General features: G+C 59.3%; 15 protein-coding genes. 10 read left to right on the forward strand and 5 right to left on the reverse strand.

What is annotated here, in order from left to right; all coding sequences use genetic code 11:
* Positions 1 to 31 precede the first annotated feature (31 nt).
* The gene (gene pyrH / locus LA304_RS10145) at positions 32 to 781 is read right to left on the reverse strand and encodes a UMP kinase (RefSeq protein ID WP_224503022.1); all 750 of its coding nucleotides are present in this window, start codon (positions 779 to 781) and stop codon (positions 32 to 34) included.
* Between the two features lie 133 nt (positions 782 to 914).
* Here pyrH and miaA point away from each other — a divergent pair, with 133 nt between their 5' ends.
* Both miaA and LA304_RS10155 read left to right on the forward strand, forming a co-directional pair.
* Positions 915 to 1,802 (forward strand): tRNA (adenosine(37)-N6)-dimethylallyltransferase MiaA, encoded by an 888-nt coding sequence (gene miaA, locus LA304_RS10150; RefSeq protein WP_224503023.1) that lies wholly within the window; start codon positions 915 to 917, stop codon positions 1,800 to 1,802.
* Between the two features lie 176 nt (positions 1,803 to 1,978).
* Positions 1,979 to 2,881 carry a helix-turn-helix domain-containing protein gene (locus LA304_RS10155; protein ID WP_224503024.1) on the forward strand — a complete coding sequence of 301 codons (903 nt, stop codon included), beginning with the start codon at positions 1,979 to 1,981 and terminating at the stop codon, positions 2,879 to 2,881.
* A 2-nt stretch (positions 2,882 to 2,883) separates the two neighbouring features.
* Here LA304_RS10155 and LA304_RS10160 read toward each other — a convergent pair whose 3' ends face one another.
* Entirely contained in the window at positions 2,884 to 3,513 is a 630-nt protein-coding gene (locus tag LA304_RS10160) for a lytic transglycosylase domain-containing protein (protein WP_224503025.1), read from the reverse strand.
* A 154-nt stretch (positions 3,514 to 3,667) separates the two neighbouring features.
* On the opposite strand from LA304_RS10160, the gene ssb reads away from it, so the two are divergent.
* Both ssb and LA304_RS10170 read left to right on the forward strand, forming a co-directional pair.
* Positions 3,668 to 4,174, forward strand: a complete 507-nt coding sequence (gene ssb / locus LA304_RS10165) for a single-stranded DNA-binding protein (protein ID WP_224503026.1) — start codon at positions 3,668 to 3,670, stop codon at positions 4,172 to 4,174.
* A 199-nt stretch (positions 4,175 to 4,373) separates the two neighbouring features.
* On the forward strand, positions 4,374 to 5,198 hold the full coding sequence (locus LA304_RS10170) for a universal stress protein (protein ID WP_224503027.1): 825 nt from the start codon (positions 4,374 to 4,376) through the stop codon (positions 5,196 to 5,198).
* A gap of 2 nt (positions 5,199 to 5,200) precedes the next feature.
* On the opposite strand, the gene aroB is transcribed toward LA304_RS10170, so the two are convergent.
* Positions 5,201 to 6,316 (reverse strand): 3-dehydroquinate synthase, encoded by a 1,116-nt coding sequence (aroB, locus tag LA304_RS10175; RefSeq protein ID WP_224503028.1) that lies wholly within the window; start codon positions 6,314 to 6,316, stop codon positions 5,201 to 5,203.
* Between the two features lie 2 nt (positions 6,317 to 6,318).
* Positions 6,319 to 6,885, reverse strand: a complete 567-nt coding sequence (locus LA304_RS10180) for a shikimate kinase (protein ID WP_224503029.1) — start codon at positions 6,883 to 6,885, stop codon at positions 6,319 to 6,321.
* 220 nt (positions 6,886 to 7,105) lie between these two features.
* On the opposite strand from LA304_RS10180, the gene LA304_RS10185 reads away from it, so the two are divergent.
* From LA304_RS10185 to rlmJ, 5 genes are all read left to right on the forward strand, one after another.
* A complete protein-coding gene (locus tag LA304_RS10185) occupies positions 7,106 to 7,243 on the forward strand; it encodes a hypothetical protein (protein ID WP_224503030.1) in 138 nt (45 codons plus the stop codon).
* Entirely contained in the window at positions 7,240 to 8,826 is a 1,587-nt protein-coding gene (locus tag LA304_RS10190; RefSeq protein WP_224503031.1) for a hypothetical protein, read from the forward strand. Before LA304_RS10185 ends, LA304_RS10190 begins: the two co-directional genes overlap by 4 nt.
* Entirely contained in the window at positions 8,823 to 9,755 is a 933-nt protein-coding gene (locus tag LA304_RS10195) for a site-specific tyrosine recombinase XerD (RefSeq protein ID WP_224503032.1), read from the forward strand. The genes LA304_RS10190 and LA304_RS10195 overlap by 4 nt, the downstream gene beginning before the upstream one ends.
* 80 nt (positions 9,756 to 9,835) lie before the next feature.
* The gene (locus LA304_RS10200; protein ID WP_224503097.1) at positions 9,836 to 11,158 is read left to right on the forward strand and encodes an HlyC/CorC family transporter; all 1,323 of its coding nucleotides are present in this window, start codon (positions 9,836 to 9,838) and stop codon (positions 11,156 to 11,158) included.
* Between the two features lie 14 nt (positions 11,159 to 11,172).
* Positions 11,173 to 11,946, forward strand: coding sequence for a 23S rRNA (adenine(2030)-N(6))-methyltransferase RlmJ (gene rlmJ / locus LA304_RS10205; RefSeq protein ID WP_224503033.1), 774 nt, complete (start codon positions 11,173 to 11,175; stop codon positions 11,944 to 11,946).
* A 2-nt stretch (positions 11,947 to 11,948) separates the two neighbouring features.
* On the opposite strand, the gene LA304_RS10210 is transcribed toward rlmJ, so the two are convergent.
* A complete protein-coding gene (locus tag LA304_RS10210) occupies positions 11,949 to 13,496 on the reverse strand; it encodes a helicase HerA-like domain-containing protein (protein ID WP_224503034.1) in 1,548 nt (515 codons plus the stop codon).
* Positions 13,497 to 14,125: 629 nt separating this feature from the next.
* Here LA304_RS10210 and LA304_RS10215 point away from each other — a divergent pair.
* Positions 14,126 to 14,746, forward strand: a complete 621-nt coding sequence (locus LA304_RS10215) for an invasion associated locus B family protein (protein WP_224503035.1) — start codon at positions 14,126 to 14,128, stop codon at positions 14,744 to 14,746.
* The last annotated feature ends 79 nt before the right edge of the window (positions 14,747 to 14,825 follow it).

Consider the following 14,825-nt stretch of genomic DNA (forward strand, 5'->3'; position numbering starts at 1 on the left):
CTCTCTCAGATCTCGCCCCCGAGCATGCCTGTCAGTTGACCAAGGTGTAGGTGCCCTCGCCCGCGAGGATGGAGCGGAACCCGCCCTCTGCGTCGAGCGGGAACACAATCAGCGGCAGGTTGTTGTCGCGTGCCAGCGCAATGGCGGAGGCGTCCATCACTTTGAGATTCTTGCGCAGGACTTCATCGTAGGACACATGATCATAGCGCTTCGCGTCCGGGTTGGTTTTCGGGTCCTTGTCGTAGACGCCGTCCACCCCGTTTTTCCCCATAAAGATCGCCTCACAGGCCATCTCGTTCGCACGGAGCGTCGCAGCAGTGTCGGTGGTGAAATACGGGTTGCCGGTGCCTGCGGCGAAAATACAAATCCGCTTTTTCTCAAGGTGACGCACAGCACGGCGGCGGATGTAGGGTTCGGCGACCTCGTTCATCGTGATCGCGGAGATCACACGGGTGTGGATACCGAGGCCCTCAAGCGCCGCCTGCATCCCTAGCGCGTTCATAACAGTCGCGAGCATTCCCATATAGTCGGCCGTCGTGCGCTCCATCCCCTGAGCAGAGCCCTGAAGCCCGCGGAAAATGTTGCCGCCACCGATGACCATACAAATCTCGACACCGAGATCATGGACGGTTTTGACCTCACGCGCGATGCGTTCGACGGTCGGCGGATGCAGGCCAAAGCCCTGATCCCCCATGAGCGCCTCACCTGAGATTTTCAAAAGCACACGTTTATATTTCGTGGCAGGATGATCCTGTCCCGGCTGGCTGCTCGCGTCAGTCATGAGGTGTCCCCGATCTGAATGGTGTTTTGAGGCAAAATGATCGAATTTTGCGTCAGGTTCAATGCAAGGAATTTGGATTTTTTCCCCTTTACCCCTCTGGACAACTGCGCTTGTGCGTGCCACCCGCGAAAGTATGGCTCTTCCGCATGACATATCCGCCGAGTTGCCCGTGTTGATTGCGGGTCCGACTGCCTCGGGAAAATCCGCGCTCGCGCTCGAGATCGCGGAGACACAGGGCGGTGTGATTGTGAATGCGGATGCACTGCAGGTCTTTGAAAATTGGCGTGTTTTGACCGCGCGCCCCTCTGAGGAAGACGATGCACGCGCGCCGCATCGCCTTTACGGGCATGTCGCCGGAGACGCGTTTTATTCCGTCGGTCACTGGCTTCGCGATGTCACGCAGTTTCTCTCCGGCGGCGCACGTCCGATCATTGTCGGCGGCACGGGGCTTTATTTCACGGCGCTGACCGAAGGCCTCGTGGAGATCCCCGAAACACCGAGTGAAATCCGTGCTGAGGCGGACGCGCGGCGCGAGGTGGACGGCGATCATGCGGGCCTCTTGGCCGAACTCGACGCCGAAGACCCGCAAACGGCGGGCAAAATCGATCGCCTGAACCCCATGCGCGTCCAGCGGGCGTGGGAAGTGCTGCGCGCCACAGGTCGCGGTCTCGCTGCATGGCAAGCCGATACCCCGCCCCCGCTTCTGCCCCTCAAGGACTGTCAGCCTTATGTGATGGATGCGGACAAAGAGTGGCTCAACGAACGCATCGCGCGGCGATTCGGGTTAATGCTTGAACAGGGTGCATTGGAAGAGGCAGAGGCCAATTTGCCGACATGGGACCCGAAAGCGCCCTCCTCCAAGGCGATTGGCGCCCCCGAATTGATCGCGTATCTGCGGGGAGACCTCACGCTTGAGGCCGCCCAAGAGGCCGCAACCATCGCAACACGGCAATATGCGAAGCGCCAACGCACATGGTTTAGAGCGCGAATGAAGGCCTACCACAAGATATCGCTGCCCTAAGCAGGGATCGCGGACACATTACAAATACAACATACCTCATTGAAAAGACGATATTTTCTTTGACAGATTGCCGCTCATGGTTACGGTTTTGACGAAGTTGGACAAACCGAACAAGAACGAGTGCGATGAGCGACACGCCTTTCCGTCAAATATTCAAAACCATGCCCCTGGGCGAAATGACTGATACAGCGCCTCAGGCCAAAACACCTGTAAAGGCGCGGGCCAAAGCTCCGAAACCCTCCTCACAAGCATCCCGGCCAAAGGCAAAGATCACCGAGATCCCGCAGCAGGCGGATTACCGTGTTCTGCCGCTCGGTCGTGGCACGGGCGCGCTTTCTCCGGCGATGAAATGGCGGACCGAAGCGATGCGCAGCCACCGCAGCCCGTCTTTCCTCTGGTTCACCCGTGGGCAAGGACGGATCACCGTCTCCGGTGTGACGCGTGGATTCGGGCCGCATAACCTCATCTACCTTCCGACCCGCACCATGTATGGCTTTGAACCGGTCGGACAGGTCATGGGGTATCGGGTCCACCTGCCCGACGATCCGGCGCTCTACCTACCCGAAGAACCGCTCCACATGCGGTTCCGCGAGGTGATCCAGCAAAACGAGATCACAGGCCTGATCGAAACCCTTCAAAAAGAGATTGAAAGCGACCGTCCGGGACGTGAGCGCGCGATGGCGCTTCATGGTGGGATGATTTCTCTGTGGCTAGAGCGACAAATCTCGATCATGCCGGAGTATGACCTGACTCCCGACGCCTCGCGCCGGATTGCGGCGGCGTTTACGTCGCTCGTCGAAAGCGAACTGGATGCGTCGCTGGGCGTGTCGCATTTCGCGCATCAGCTTGGCGTCACGCCGACGCACTTGTCGCGGGCGTGTAATATCGCCTGCGGGCGGTCGGCCTCAGCGATCCTCGCAGACCGCCTGCACTATGAAGCGCGTCGGATGTTGGCGGAGACGGATTTACCGATCAAGGACGTGGCCGAAAAGCTAGGATTTCAGTCTGCGGCCTATTTCTCGCGCGCGTTTCACAAGCACACAGGCCTCTCACCGCGAGAGTTTCGTCAATCTGCGTGATCTTATGATCCGTAGATGACTTCGACGTAATTCATCGTCTCTTTGTACGGAGGCACACCGTTGTATTTTTCAACGGCGAGCGGTCCGGCGTTATAGGCCGCGAGCGCGAGCCGCCAGTTGCCGAATTTGTTGTACATCATCCGCAAATACCGCGCCCCGCCTTCGAGGTTCTGGTGCGGATCGTTCGGGTTGACCTGCAAGAGGCGCGCTGTATCGGGCATCAGTTGCGCCAAGCCATAGGCCCCCGCATGCGACCGCGCTGTCGGGTTCCAGCCGCTCTCCTGCTGCACGAGGCGCAGGAAGAGATCAGTCGGCACACCGTGTTTACGCGCCATGGCTTCCGCGACGGGCAGGTATTCGCCCTTGTAAGCGCCGTTATACGCGGGGCTGATCCCGTCCGCTCCAAACCGCTCCGGCTTGAGCGCGTAGGCATTGGAGTATTGATCCGCCGCGCGTCCGTCGAGCACATCGAGCTGGGATGCAAAGAGATCAACGCGGTTTCGCGAGGAAAACAAATCTTCGGCGACCGTCGCAGTGCCCAACAGGGCCAGACCCGCTGCCAAAATCCCGAGATGCACAAATTTCCGGTATCCGGAACCGATGGGGGCCGTGTGACGCGAAAAACAACTCATTGTAGGAAGCCACTCGATTGTTACGCGCGCACTTTAGCCCGCTTGGTCAAACATTCCAAGTCTCTGCGCCGGATCAGCGGAGTTTTGCCTTGCGACCCCTGCCCGATGAGTGGTGTAAGGAGGATCAACAGGGAATCTCGATGGAGTAGAACGTATGGCCGGTTCGGTGAACAAAGTCATCCTCGTGGGCAATCTGGGCGCGGACCCCGAAGTGCGCACGTTCCAGAACGGCGGCAAAGTGTGCAACCTGCGCATTGCAACCTCTGAGAACTGGAAAGACCGCAACACAGGCGAACGCCGCGAGCGCACCCAGTGGCACACGGTCGCAATCTTTTCCGAGCCGCTCGCCCGCACCGCAGAGCAATATCTACGCAAGGGCTCGAAAGTGTACATTGAGGGTCAACTTGAGACCCGCAAATGGCAGGACCAACAGGGCAATGACCGCTACTCGACCGAGGTCGTTCTCCGTCCCTACACCTCGACCATGGTGATGCTCGACGGCCGTGGCGAAGGCGGCGGTGGTGGCAGCTACGGTGGTGGCAGCGGTGGCGGTTATGGCGGTGGCTATGACCAAGGCCCGTCCGGCGGCTACGATCAGGGTGGCGGCGGCTACGGCGGCGGTTCGCGCCCGGCCCTCGACGACGACGAAATCCCGTTCTGAGATCGAACAACAGATGACAGGAAAGCCCCCGATTTTCGGGGGTTTTTCTTTGTTCACTGACGTGATCCGGCGCTCAACCTGTCCCAAAGAACAACGCCTAACCCTCCGTTTTCCCGCCGAAATGTGCTATACTCTCAATTAGCGCGTCGCCGCTGGGGAGAGGGGGCGCGGATGAACATATGGATGGGGGGGGGGAGCCATGGACAGAATTCTTGTCGCCAGTGATCTTTCGAGCCGCTCGGATAGAGCCGTGGAGCGGGCAGTTCAGCTTGCGGAACGGCACGGGGCAAAGATCATCCTGATGCACGTGATAGACGACGATTTGCCTGCGGCGATGGTCACACGCACAAGGGCGACGGCGGAGGAAATTCTGGCAGATATCCGTACGTCGGAACGGATGCCAGAGAACACCGAAGTCGTCGTTGAAACCGGTGATCCGGTGACAGCCGTTGTCGATCTGGCGGAGGCCGCGCAGGTCGATCTGGTGATCATGGGCACACACCGCCCGCGACCGTTCTGGGACATATTCTCTGGCACATCGGTGGAGCGGGTCGTGCGCGCCCTTCATCGTCCGGTTCTGGTTGTTGTCGCACCCGTCGCCGCGCCCTATCGCGAAATGATCTGCGGGATTGACCTGTCGCCCTCCTGCCTCGCGGCTGCGCGTGTCGCGCGCGCGGTCGCGCCGGAGGCAAATCTGCGGACAATCCACGCCGTTCATATCCCGTATCGCGGCATGTTGGCGCGCGACGCCACGGCAAAACAGCTCGCGCCATTTGTTCATGACGCCCAACTCCGTCTCGATGAGTGGTGGAAATCCGCCGCGGTGCCCGAAGGCCTCGCCAAACCAACAGTGACGGCGGCGAGCGTGCAGGATCTCTTTGAGGAGACCCGACGAACACACGAGGGGGATCTTTACGTTCTCGGCGCGCATGGCCGTTCGCCGCTGTCGCCCACCTTGCTCGGCAGCTTTACCGAAGAGCAGATCAGGACGCCCAAAACAGACCTCCTGATCGTGCGCGGATAGGCTTAGCCGTCCAATCCGTCCTGAATGACCTTGAGGACCGCCTCGCGCGGCACATCTGCGGTCACGAAGGCCTCACCGATCCCGCGTGCGAGGATAAAGCGGAGTTGGCCGTCGACGACTTTTTTGTCCTGCGACATCATATCGACGAGCGTCTCGGCGGATGGAAGATTACCCGGAATATCCGTGAGATCGCACTTCATCCCCATCGCCTTGAGATGCGCACGAACACGACTTGGCGCCTCTTGGGAGCACAGGCCCAGACGGGACGACAGTTCAAACGCAAGCGCGCAGCCAATGGCAACGCCCTCACCATGGAGGAGGCGATCGCCATATCCGGTCGCGGATTCGAGGACGTGGCAGAAGGTATGACCGAGGTTTAGAAGCGCGCGATCCCCCTGCTCCGTCTCGTCTCGCTCGACAATGTCGGCTTTCATCTGGACAGACCACCGCACGGCCTCTGTCCGGAGTTCCATGTCACCTGCGGCGAGTGCGGGGCCGTTCACTTCGAGCCATTCAAAGAAGCTCTCGTCGCCCAAGAGGCCGTATTTCTGCACCTCGCCATACCCCGCGAGGAAATCGCGTTGGGTCAGCGTGCCAAGAATGGAAATATCGGCGAGCACGAGCGACGGCTGGTGGAACGCACCGATGAGGTTCTTCCCCTGAGGCGCGTTGATGCCTGTCTTACCGCCCACAGAGCTATCGACCTGCGCGAGGAGTGTCGTCGGGATCTGCACGAACCGGACCCCGCGGCGCAAAACGGCGGCGGCAAATCCGGCGAGATCACCGATCACCCCACCGCCAAATGCGACAACGATGTCCTTGCGCTCGCATTTCTCCTCGAGGAGCCATTCGACGGCACGGGTGAATTGCGGCCAGGCCTTCGTCGTCTCACCTGCCGGAAGCGCGAGGGACACCATATCAATACCGTCGGCGGCCAAACCTGCCTCGAGCGCATTAAGGTGAAGCGCGGCAACGGTTTCGTCCGTCAGAACGAACACCTTTTTCTTTTTCCCCAAGAGCGGCGCGATATGAGCACCCGCCTCCGCAACAAGACCTGCCCCGATGCGCACATCATAGGCGCGGTCCCCCAAAGGCACATGCACGGTCGTATAGCTCATGGTCACTCCTTCAGAATTCCGCCGTGGTCCCGTAGGGCCGCGATGACCTTATCAGCCATTCCGTCAACGGACAGTCCGGGCTCAGCCTGAACAGTCACACCGGCCTGCGCGTAAAACGGAGTACGTGCCTCGGCCAGTTCCTTGAGCGTTTCATAGGGGTTGGCGGTATGCAGCAACGGTCGGGTTGTCTTGTGTTTCACACGGTTCCAGAGAATTTCGATGTCGGCCTGAAGCCAGACAGCAATCCCCTTTTCCGCAATCATGTCACGATTGGTGCCGGAGAGGAACGCGCCACCTCCAGTGGACAACACCGCGCGCTCATCTTCGAGCAAGCGTCCGATGACCTCGGTTTCCCGACGACGGAAGAATGCTTCACCGTCCCGCTCGAAAATTTCGGCAATGGTGCGATCCGCTGCTTGTTCGATCTCGTGATCGGAGTCGAGAAATGGCACGCCGAGTTTCGCCGCGAGAGCCTTGCCCACAGCGGTTTTCCCTGCGCCCATCATCCCCACAAGGGCTATTGTCTTATTCAGGCCTTTCGCCATTGTCCTCTTCGCGGATCCGTCCATGCAAATCCGTTCCCCCGTCCGTCTTCGCGCCGCACACTGACGCGACACGCGCGGCAAATTCCTGCCGACGAAAATTTGACCCCTTCAATGGCGTGATCTCTCGGAAAATGCCATATATAAATTGCAGAAATGATGAAAACCGTTCTCATTGAAGGAACGGAGAAATAGACAAAGACCCGCCCAAAGCGTGACTTAAGGGCGTGAATGGAGGCAGTTTACCGTGCGAAAGTTCCTTTTCCGGCTCATCGCCATTCTTATTCTTCTCGGAATCATCGGCTTTATCGGCTTTGCCTACGTCGGCGATCTGTCGCCGGATCGCGCCGAGGAACGTGTGCCCGTGACGATCGAAGTGAAATGAGCCAACGCCGTCCGTCCCCGCGCCTGTTCCTGCGCGCGCTCCTCTTGTCCACGGCCTGCCTCTATGGCGCGGGCCTTACGGCGGCGAGCGCGCAGAGCACCGACGAGAGACCGCTGTCGGCAATTGACTGGCTCTCCGATACGCTCGACACCCCGCGCGAGGACCCGAACCTTGGGACCGAGAGCGACATCGCAACGAGTGCGCTGCCCGAGGATGTGACGGTCTCTCCGCTTGAGGCACCCGGACCGGATGCGACGGGGCTTTTGCCCTCTTCTGTGACAGGCTTTCCACGCGCACTCTGGGGCGCCTCGACCGCGACCGATCTCGCGCGGCGGATCACAATGATCTCCACACGCACGGATCTGTTGCCGGCCTCGCGGCGTCTGCTAAACACATTGATCCTCGCCGAACTTGATCCGCCGCTACAATCCGACCGCGATGGGCGCCTGTTTCTGGCTCGTATCGACGCTTTGCTTGCGCAAGGGTTGCTCGACGAGGCGGATTCTATGCTGAACCTCGCGGGCTCGACATCGCCGGAAATTTTCCGGCGGTCTTTCGATACCAAATTGCTCTTGGGGACCGAGAACGAGGCCTGTCGCACGCTCAACACCACCCCCGGTCTGTCTCCGACTTTGTCCGCCCGCATCTTCTGCCTCGCACGGGCGGGAAAATGGGAGGCCGCTGCCCTCACCCTCGAAAGCGGCGAAGCCCTCGGCCTCATCCGTCAGGATCAAGGCGATCTGATCGCACGCTTTCTCGATCCCGAACTGTTCGAGGGCGAGCCATCGCTCAGAATTCCAGAACACCCGACGCCGCTCACCTTCCGCCTCATGGAGGCCATCGGGGAACCGCTCCCGACAAACGGCCTCCCGCTTGCCTTCGCACAGAGCGATCTGCGGGCAACCTCCGGCTGGAAAGCGCGGGCGACTGCCGCGGAGCGTCTTGCGCGCGTCGGCGCACTTTCACCAAACCGCTGGCTCGGGATTTGGTCCGAACATCTTCCCGCCGCCTCCGGTGGCATTTGGGACAGGATCGATGCGCTTCAAAGTTTTGAGACGGCGCTCAACTCCGGAGATACTGCGCAGCTTTCCGAAGAACTGCCAAAGGTCTGGGACGCCATGAGCGCGGCAGGGCTACAAACCGTCTTCGCCGAGGCCTTCGCGAAATCGCTCGCAACACAGTCCCTTGATGAAGCCGCCTCAGAGATCGCCTTTGAAATTGCGCTCCTGTCCCCCGACTATGAACGAATTGCGCTCTCCTGGCCGCACCCGCTCACCCGTGATCAGACCTTCCTGCACGGTATCGCGACAGGCAACATTCCGACGCAGCGCCCGTCAACTGATGTCGCGCGCGCCATCGCGCAGGGATTTATCGAAGAGGGCATCCCGGTGAGGCTCTCGACCCTCGTGTCTGAGCGTCGCCTTGGTGAGGCAATTCTGCGTGCCATTGAACTGCTCGAAGGCGGGGCTGCCGGTGATCTTGACGAACTCTCAGACGCGATCCAATTCTTCCGCGCCATCGGACTTGAGGCCACGGCACGGCGGGCGTCTCTCGAACTGTTGCTTTTGGAGCGTCGTGGATGAGATCACATGACCGCTGGATATCGGCCTTTTCAGAAGCCCAGATGGCGGAACGCGGGGCGTCTGAGAACACACTGCTGTCTTATGGGCGCGACCTCATCGACTTCTCGGATTGGCTGATCCGTCGAAGCGGTCATTTCGAAACCGTAGAACGTGCGCAGATTGAGGACTATCTCGTCTTTTGCGAGGCGCAGGGCCTCGCGCAATCGACCCGTGCGCGACGGCTCTCGTCGATCAAACAACTCTTCCGGTTCGCCTATGAGGAAGGCTGGCGTGAACACAACCCGACGCTTCAAATCCGTGGTCCTGGCCGGTCCAAACGTCTCCCCAAATCGCTCTCGGAAGAGGAAGTGATGCGCCTGTTGGACGCGGCGCAAAAGGTTGGTCGCACCCAATCCGATCGCCTGCGCAACACTTGCCTGATGGAAGTGCTCTATGCGACGGGGATGCGGGTGAGCGAGCTTGTCTCCCTGCCCGTTTCTGCCGCGCGGGGTGATCCGCGTATGTTGCTCGTCAAAGGCAAGGGCGACAAGGAACGCATGGTGCCCCTGTCTGAGCCGGCCCGCGCGGCGCTCGCCACATGGCTTACGGAGCGAGATGAGGCCGAAGACCTCGCGAAGCGTGAAAAAGGGATCAAGCCGTCGCCCTATCTCTTTCCGTCGCGCGGGAAATCCGGCCATTTCACCCGCGTAGGCTTCTACCAGCTCATCAAGGACATTTCGGTCAAAGCGGGCGTCAGTCCGGAGAAGGTCACGCCACATACACTTCGCCACGCTTTTGCGACGCATCTCTTGGCACACGGCGCCGATCTCAGAGCGATTCAGACGCTGCTTGGCCATGCCGATCTCTCGACGACCGAGATCTACACCCACGTCCTTGACGAGCGGCTCAAAGAGCTTGTTCTAAAACATCACCCTCTCGCCGAAAAATAACAGCTCCAACAACGTCGTGACGTTCGAAAGCGCGGGTTCGGCCCTTGCGCAGTGACACACGCGACCCCATAACCATGTCCATGACAGAGACCACGTTAGACGCCGCCTTCTGGATCACCGCCGCTGCCATTGCCGGCCTGCTGATCATGTCCGCATTCTTCTCGGGCTCCGAGACCGCTTTGACGGCGGCCTCGCGCGGGAAACTGCGCGCGAAAGCTGATAAAGGTGAAGTTGGCGCCGAACGTGCGCTAAAAGTGACCGAGGACAGTGAACGCCTCATCGGCTCCGTTCTGCTCGGCAACAACCTCGTGAACATCCTCGCGACGTCCCTCGCCACCGCGTTGTTTACGAAACTCTTCGGACAGAATGGCGTAGCGCTCGCCACCATGATCATGACCCTGCTCGTTCTGATCTTTGCTGAGGTACTCCCGAAAACCTACGCCATCACCAACCCCGAAAGCGCCGCTTCCCACGTGGCGCGGCCGATCAGCATCGTTGTGACGGTCTTTGCGCCTGTCGTGAGCTTTGTGCGCTTTCTGGTCCGCGGGATGCTGAGCCTCTTCGGCGTTCAGACCGACCCCGAGGCAGACGTGCTCGCCGTCAAGGACGAGATCGCGGGGGCCATTGCTCTGGGCCACGTTGAGGGCGTTGTGCAAAAGGAAGACCGCGACCGCATTCTCGGCGCGCTCGATCTGGGTGAACGCACTGTCGAAGAGATCATGCTCCACCGCAGCCAGATCGAAATGATCGACGTGAGCCTGCCGCCCGCAGAAATTCTGAACCGCTCTCTCAAAAGCCCCTACACGCGCATCCCGCTCTATCGGGATGAGCAGGAAAACATCGTCGGTGTTCTCCACTCCAAAGACCTCCTGCGCGGGATGCATGCAGACCGAGTGGCCCACGAAACCGAGAACCCTGCAACGCTCGTGGATTTCAGCGATTTCGATGTGATGAAAGTCGCGATGAAGCCCTACTTCGTGCCGGAGACCACCACGCTCGACGATCAGATGCGGCAGTTCCTGAAACGCCACACCCACTTCGCGCTGGTCGTGGACGAATACGGCGCGCTTCAGGGTCTCATCACGCTCGAAGACATTCTCGAAGAGATCGTCGGCGAGATCACCGATGAGTTCGACCGTTCAGAAGACGCGCCGAAACAGAGTGAAGACACCGGGGATTGGGAGGTCGATGGCGGCATGACCATCCGCGACTTCAACCGCTGGACCGAATGCCAGTTGCCGGATGAGGAAGCAAATACCATCGCGGGTCTCGTGATCCATGAGGCGCAGATGATCCCGAACGAGGGGCAGGTGTTCTCTTTCCACGGCTACCGTTTCGAAGTCGTCGAACGCAAAGACAACCGCGTCACGAAACTCAAAATCCGCCCACGTCGCGACGTCTGAGCGGGGTGGACCGGATGCTTTCCTATCAACACGGCTTTCACGCGGGCAATCTCGCAGACGTTCAGAAACACGCTCTGATGGCGGTGACGCTCGATTACATGACGCGCAAGGACAAGCCGCTCAGTTATATCGAGACCCATGCAGGCCGTGGCCTCTATGATCTCTCGGGAGTTCAGGCGGAAAAGACGGGCGAGGCGCGTGAGGGCATTCTCAAGGTCGCGGACTGGTTTGGGGCGGACCACCCCTACACCAAAGCGCGCGAACGGATTGCGGAGGAGTTCGGAGAGACGATCTACCCCGGGTCTCCGGCGCTCGCGCAGGCATTGTTCCGTGACATGGACACAATCCACCTCGCAGAACTGCACCCGGGTGAGAACGAGAAACTACAGGACGCGTTGCCGTTCGCTCATGTCGTCAAAGAGGACGGCTTTGCCTTCGCGCAGAGCATCTGCCCGCCGACCCCGCGACGAGGCGTGCTGCTCATCGATCCGCCCTATGAGATCAAATCCGACTACGCAACGATCCCGACGTTTATCTCCAAGCTCCACCGCAAATGGAACGTCGGCGTTATCGCCCTCTGGTATCCGATCCTCACGACGGGCGCGCATGTCCAAATGACCCGCGCGCTTGAGGCCGCGAATTTTCCGGGCTTTCTCAAACATGAGGTGCGTTTCCCGCCCGCGCGTGAGGGTCACGGGATGATCGGGTCGGGCATGATCTTTGTGAACGCGCCTTATGGCCTCACGGATGAGGTCACGCGTCTCACGGGTCTCTTCCGGTCGCTCTGACGTCAGCGGGCCTTAAACATACCGCCGAGGATCCCGCGCACGATCTTTTTGCCCGTCGTGCCAGTGAGTTCCTTCATCACCATTTTCGACAGCTCCGTGCCGAAACTCTTGTCCGAGGACTTTGATCGCGCCGAGGACCGAGTATAGCTGCGTGTCTCATAGCGCCGTGCCTTGTTGAACTCTCTTGCCTTCGCGTCTTCTTCTGCGGCCTCCGCTTCTTCTGCCGCCTTGGACGCGGCCTCGGCGCGGGCCTGAAGCATCTCGAATGCACTCTGCCGATCAATCACAGCTTCATATTTCCCGGCGATGGGCGAGCCTTTGATCTGGTCCGCCCGTTCCGCATCAGTGATGGGCCCAAGCTGTGACGACGGCGGACGGATCAAGGTGCGCTCCGCAATCCCCGGTGCGCCCTTCTCGATGAGGAACGACGTCACGGCCTCCCCCGTCCCGACCTCTTTGATCGCCGTCTCAATGTCGAACCTCGGATTGACGCGATAGGTCTGGGCAGCAAGGCGCAGCGCCTTTTGATCCCGCGCTGTGAAGGCACGAAGCGCGTGTTGGACGCGGTTGCCAAGCTGTCCGAGAATATCCTCCGGCACATCGTCGGGGTTTTGCGTGACGAAATAGACGCCCACACCTTTGGAGCGGATGAGCCGCGCGACCTGCTCCACCTTATCGACCAAGGCCTTCGGCGCATCGTCAAACAAGAGATGCGCCTCATCAAAGAAGAACACGAGTTTGGGTTTGTCCGGATTCCCGACCTCGGGAAGTTCTTCGAACAGTTCGGACAAAAGCCAGAGGAGGAACGTCGCGTAGAGTTTCGGCGACGCCATGAGCTTGTCGGAAGCGAGAATGGAAATCCGCCCTCGCCCGTCCGGATCGGTCCTAATAATGTCCGAGAGCTCCAGCGCAGGCTCTCCGAAGAGCCGATCTCCGCCCTGATTTTCAAGGACGAGCAATGCCCGCTGGATCGCGCCGACAGACGATTTCGAGACGTTGCCATAGCGGAGTGAAAGCTCGTCCGCATTCTCCCCGACCCACACGAGTAGAGATTGCAGGTCTTTCAGATCGAGAAGCGGCAGGCCCTGTTCATCCGACATGCGGAAGGCGATGTTGAGCACGCCCTCCTGTGCCTCTGTGAGTTGCAAGAGTTGCGCGAGCAAAAGCGGCCCCATCTCCGCGACAGTCGTGCGGATCGGATGCCCCTGCTCGCCGTAAAGGTCCCAGAAGGTGACGGGAAAGGCTTCATACAGATAACTGTCCGCGAACCCGATCGTGGTCGCGCGTTTGGTGAAGGCGTCATGCAGTTTGGCCTCCGCTGATCCAGCTTTTGCTAGTCCAGACAGATCGCCCTTCACGTCAGAGAGAAACACAGGGACACCTGCGGCAGCAAACCCCTCGGCGAGAATCTGGAGCGTGACGGTTTTGCCCGTGCCGGTTGCGCCCGCGATCAACCCGTGCCGGTTGCCATATTCAAGCAAAAGATACTGAGGCGTTGCATAGCCTTCTCCACCGCCACCGACAAAAACACGATCCATCTTTTCACTCATCGCACCACCTCACGACTGTCTAAACGCACGCATCCCAAAAGCACAAATTCGTGGCTTTTCAAAACCGTATGCCACCACAATACAATGTTAACGGTATCCTGCCATACTAAAGACCTCTGGGACGAAACCTCTATCGTCCCGAGTGTTTTCCTCCCTGTCAGACTTGCCGCGCCCTCCAGAGGCGCGGCTTTCTTGGCAGAGGTTCCCACCCATTATGACGCTAAATTCCGCACAAAAATGGGGATCATCACGACCTGTGATCGCCCCTATATTTTTCCGTTGACCTCTTCAAATTCCTGTCATACCGTCACGGCATAAAGTCCGGCTAAGTCCGGCAGGGAGAAAACAAAACGCCCTGACAGGCAGCTCGATCACCGGATCGGCGTTCTGTACAGGAGCACCTGATCAGATCATGATCTGCAAAAGCCTCGGGTCTCCGAGGCTTTTTGCATCTCGCCTCTTGGACGCAGGTCCAGAACGCATTCTTTAGGAGAGGTAAGCGCTTCTCCGCCGAAAGTGCCATATCCCGCTCAAGTCACATCCCATCACAAAAATATTGCTCTGTGCCCCCTGACAGATCATCGTCTGCGTGATAGAGAACATCTCGGAATTGAACAAAAAATGGACCGATGATGACTTCTGTCTCTCACAAGTTTTCGACCTTCGTCTCTGCCGCTTTGATCGCTCTGGGCACCGCTGCGCCCGTCGTCGCACAGGACGAAGAGCTTTCGACCGGCGTTCCAGTTGAAGCCAACGAGAATGTGGGGCGCACTTACCTGCTTGAGACACAGGGCGACTGGGAAATCCACTGCATCAAAGCACCGGAAGGTCAGCCCGACCCCTGCAGCATGTACCAGCTCCTCAAAGACGCCAGTGGCGCAGAGATCGCTGAGGTAACTCTGTTCCATCTCGGTCAGGAAAATGCCGAAGCTGCGATGACGATCATCACGCCGCTTGAAACAAACCTGACGAAGATGTTGAGCTTCTATGTAGATGAGGAAAACGGTCGCCGTTATCCGTTCCAGTTCTGCACACAGGGCGGCTGTTTCGTGCGCGCGGCTCTTCCGGCAGAAGAGATTGATCTGCTCAAGAAGGGCAACAATGGTCAGATTTCGATTTCTCAGGTATCCTCGCAAAACCCTGTGAACCTGACGATGTCGCTCACTGGTTTTACCGCTGGTTACACCCGGGTTACCGCGCTGAATGAAGCCGCGAAAAATGGTCAAGGCCCGGACACGGTCACTCAATAAATCGGACATCACGTCCGTGAAACAAAGAACGCCACGCAACCCTGCGTGGCGTTTTTCGTTTCTCCGAAGAGGCAGGTCT

The organism is Celeribacter litoreus (genome assembly GCF_020165855.1).
Classification (GTDB): domain Bacteria; phylum Pseudomonadota; class Alphaproteobacteria; order Rhodobacterales; family Rhodobacteraceae; genus Celeribacter; species Celeribacter litoreus.

Coding starts and splice junctions, on each gene's coding strand:
- pyrH (WP_224503022.1), bottom strand. CDS start 781: ATGACTGACGCGAGCAGCCAGCCGGGACAGGATCATCCTGCCACGAAA.
- miaA (WP_224503023.1), top strand. CDS start 915: ATGGCTCTTCCGCATGACATATCCGCCGAGTTGCCCGTGTTGATTGCG.
- LA304_RS10155 (WP_224503024.1), top strand. CDS start 1,979: ATGACTGATACAGCGCCTCAGGCCAAAACACCTGTAAAGGCGCGGGCC.
- LA304_RS10160 (WP_224503025.1), bottom strand. CDS start 3,513: ATGAGTTGTTTTTCGCGTCACACGGCCCCCATCGGTTCCGGATACCGG.
- ssb (WP_224503026.1), top strand. CDS start 3,668: ATGGCCGGTTCGGTGAACAAAGTCATCCTCGTGGGCAATCTGGGCGCG.
- LA304_RS10170 (WP_224503027.1), top strand. CDS start 4,374: ATGGACAGAATTCTTGTCGCCAGTGATCTTTCGAGCCGCTCGGATAGA.
- aroB (WP_224503028.1), bottom strand. CDS start 6,316: ATGAGCTATACGACCGTGCATGTGCCTTTGGGGGACCGCGCCTATGAT.
- LA304_RS10180 (WP_224503029.1), bottom strand. CDS start 6,885: ATGGACGGATCCGCGAAGAGGACAATGGCGAAAGGCCTGAATAAGACA.
- LA304_RS10190 (WP_224503031.1), top strand. CDS start 7,240: ATGAGCCAACGCCGTCCGTCCCCGCGCCTGTTCCTGCGCGCGCTCCTC.
- LA304_RS10195 (WP_224503032.1), top strand. CDS start 8,823: ATGAGATCACATGACCGCTGGATATCGGCCTTTTCAGAAGCCCAGATG.
- LA304_RS10200 (WP_224503097.1), top strand. CDS start 9,836: ATGACAGAGACCACGTTAGACGCCGCCTTCTGGATCACCGCCGCTGCC.
- rlmJ (WP_224503033.1), top strand. CDS start 11,173: ATGCTTTCCTATCAACACGGCTTTCACGCGGGCAATCTCGCAGACGTT.
- LA304_RS10210 (WP_224503034.1), bottom strand. CDS start 13,496: ATGAGTGAAAAGATGGATCGTGTTTTTGTCGGTGGCGGTGGAGAAGGC.
- LA304_RS10215 (WP_224503035.1), top strand. CDS start 14,126: ATGATGACTTCTGTCTCTCACAAGTTTTCGACCTTCGTCTCTGCCGCT.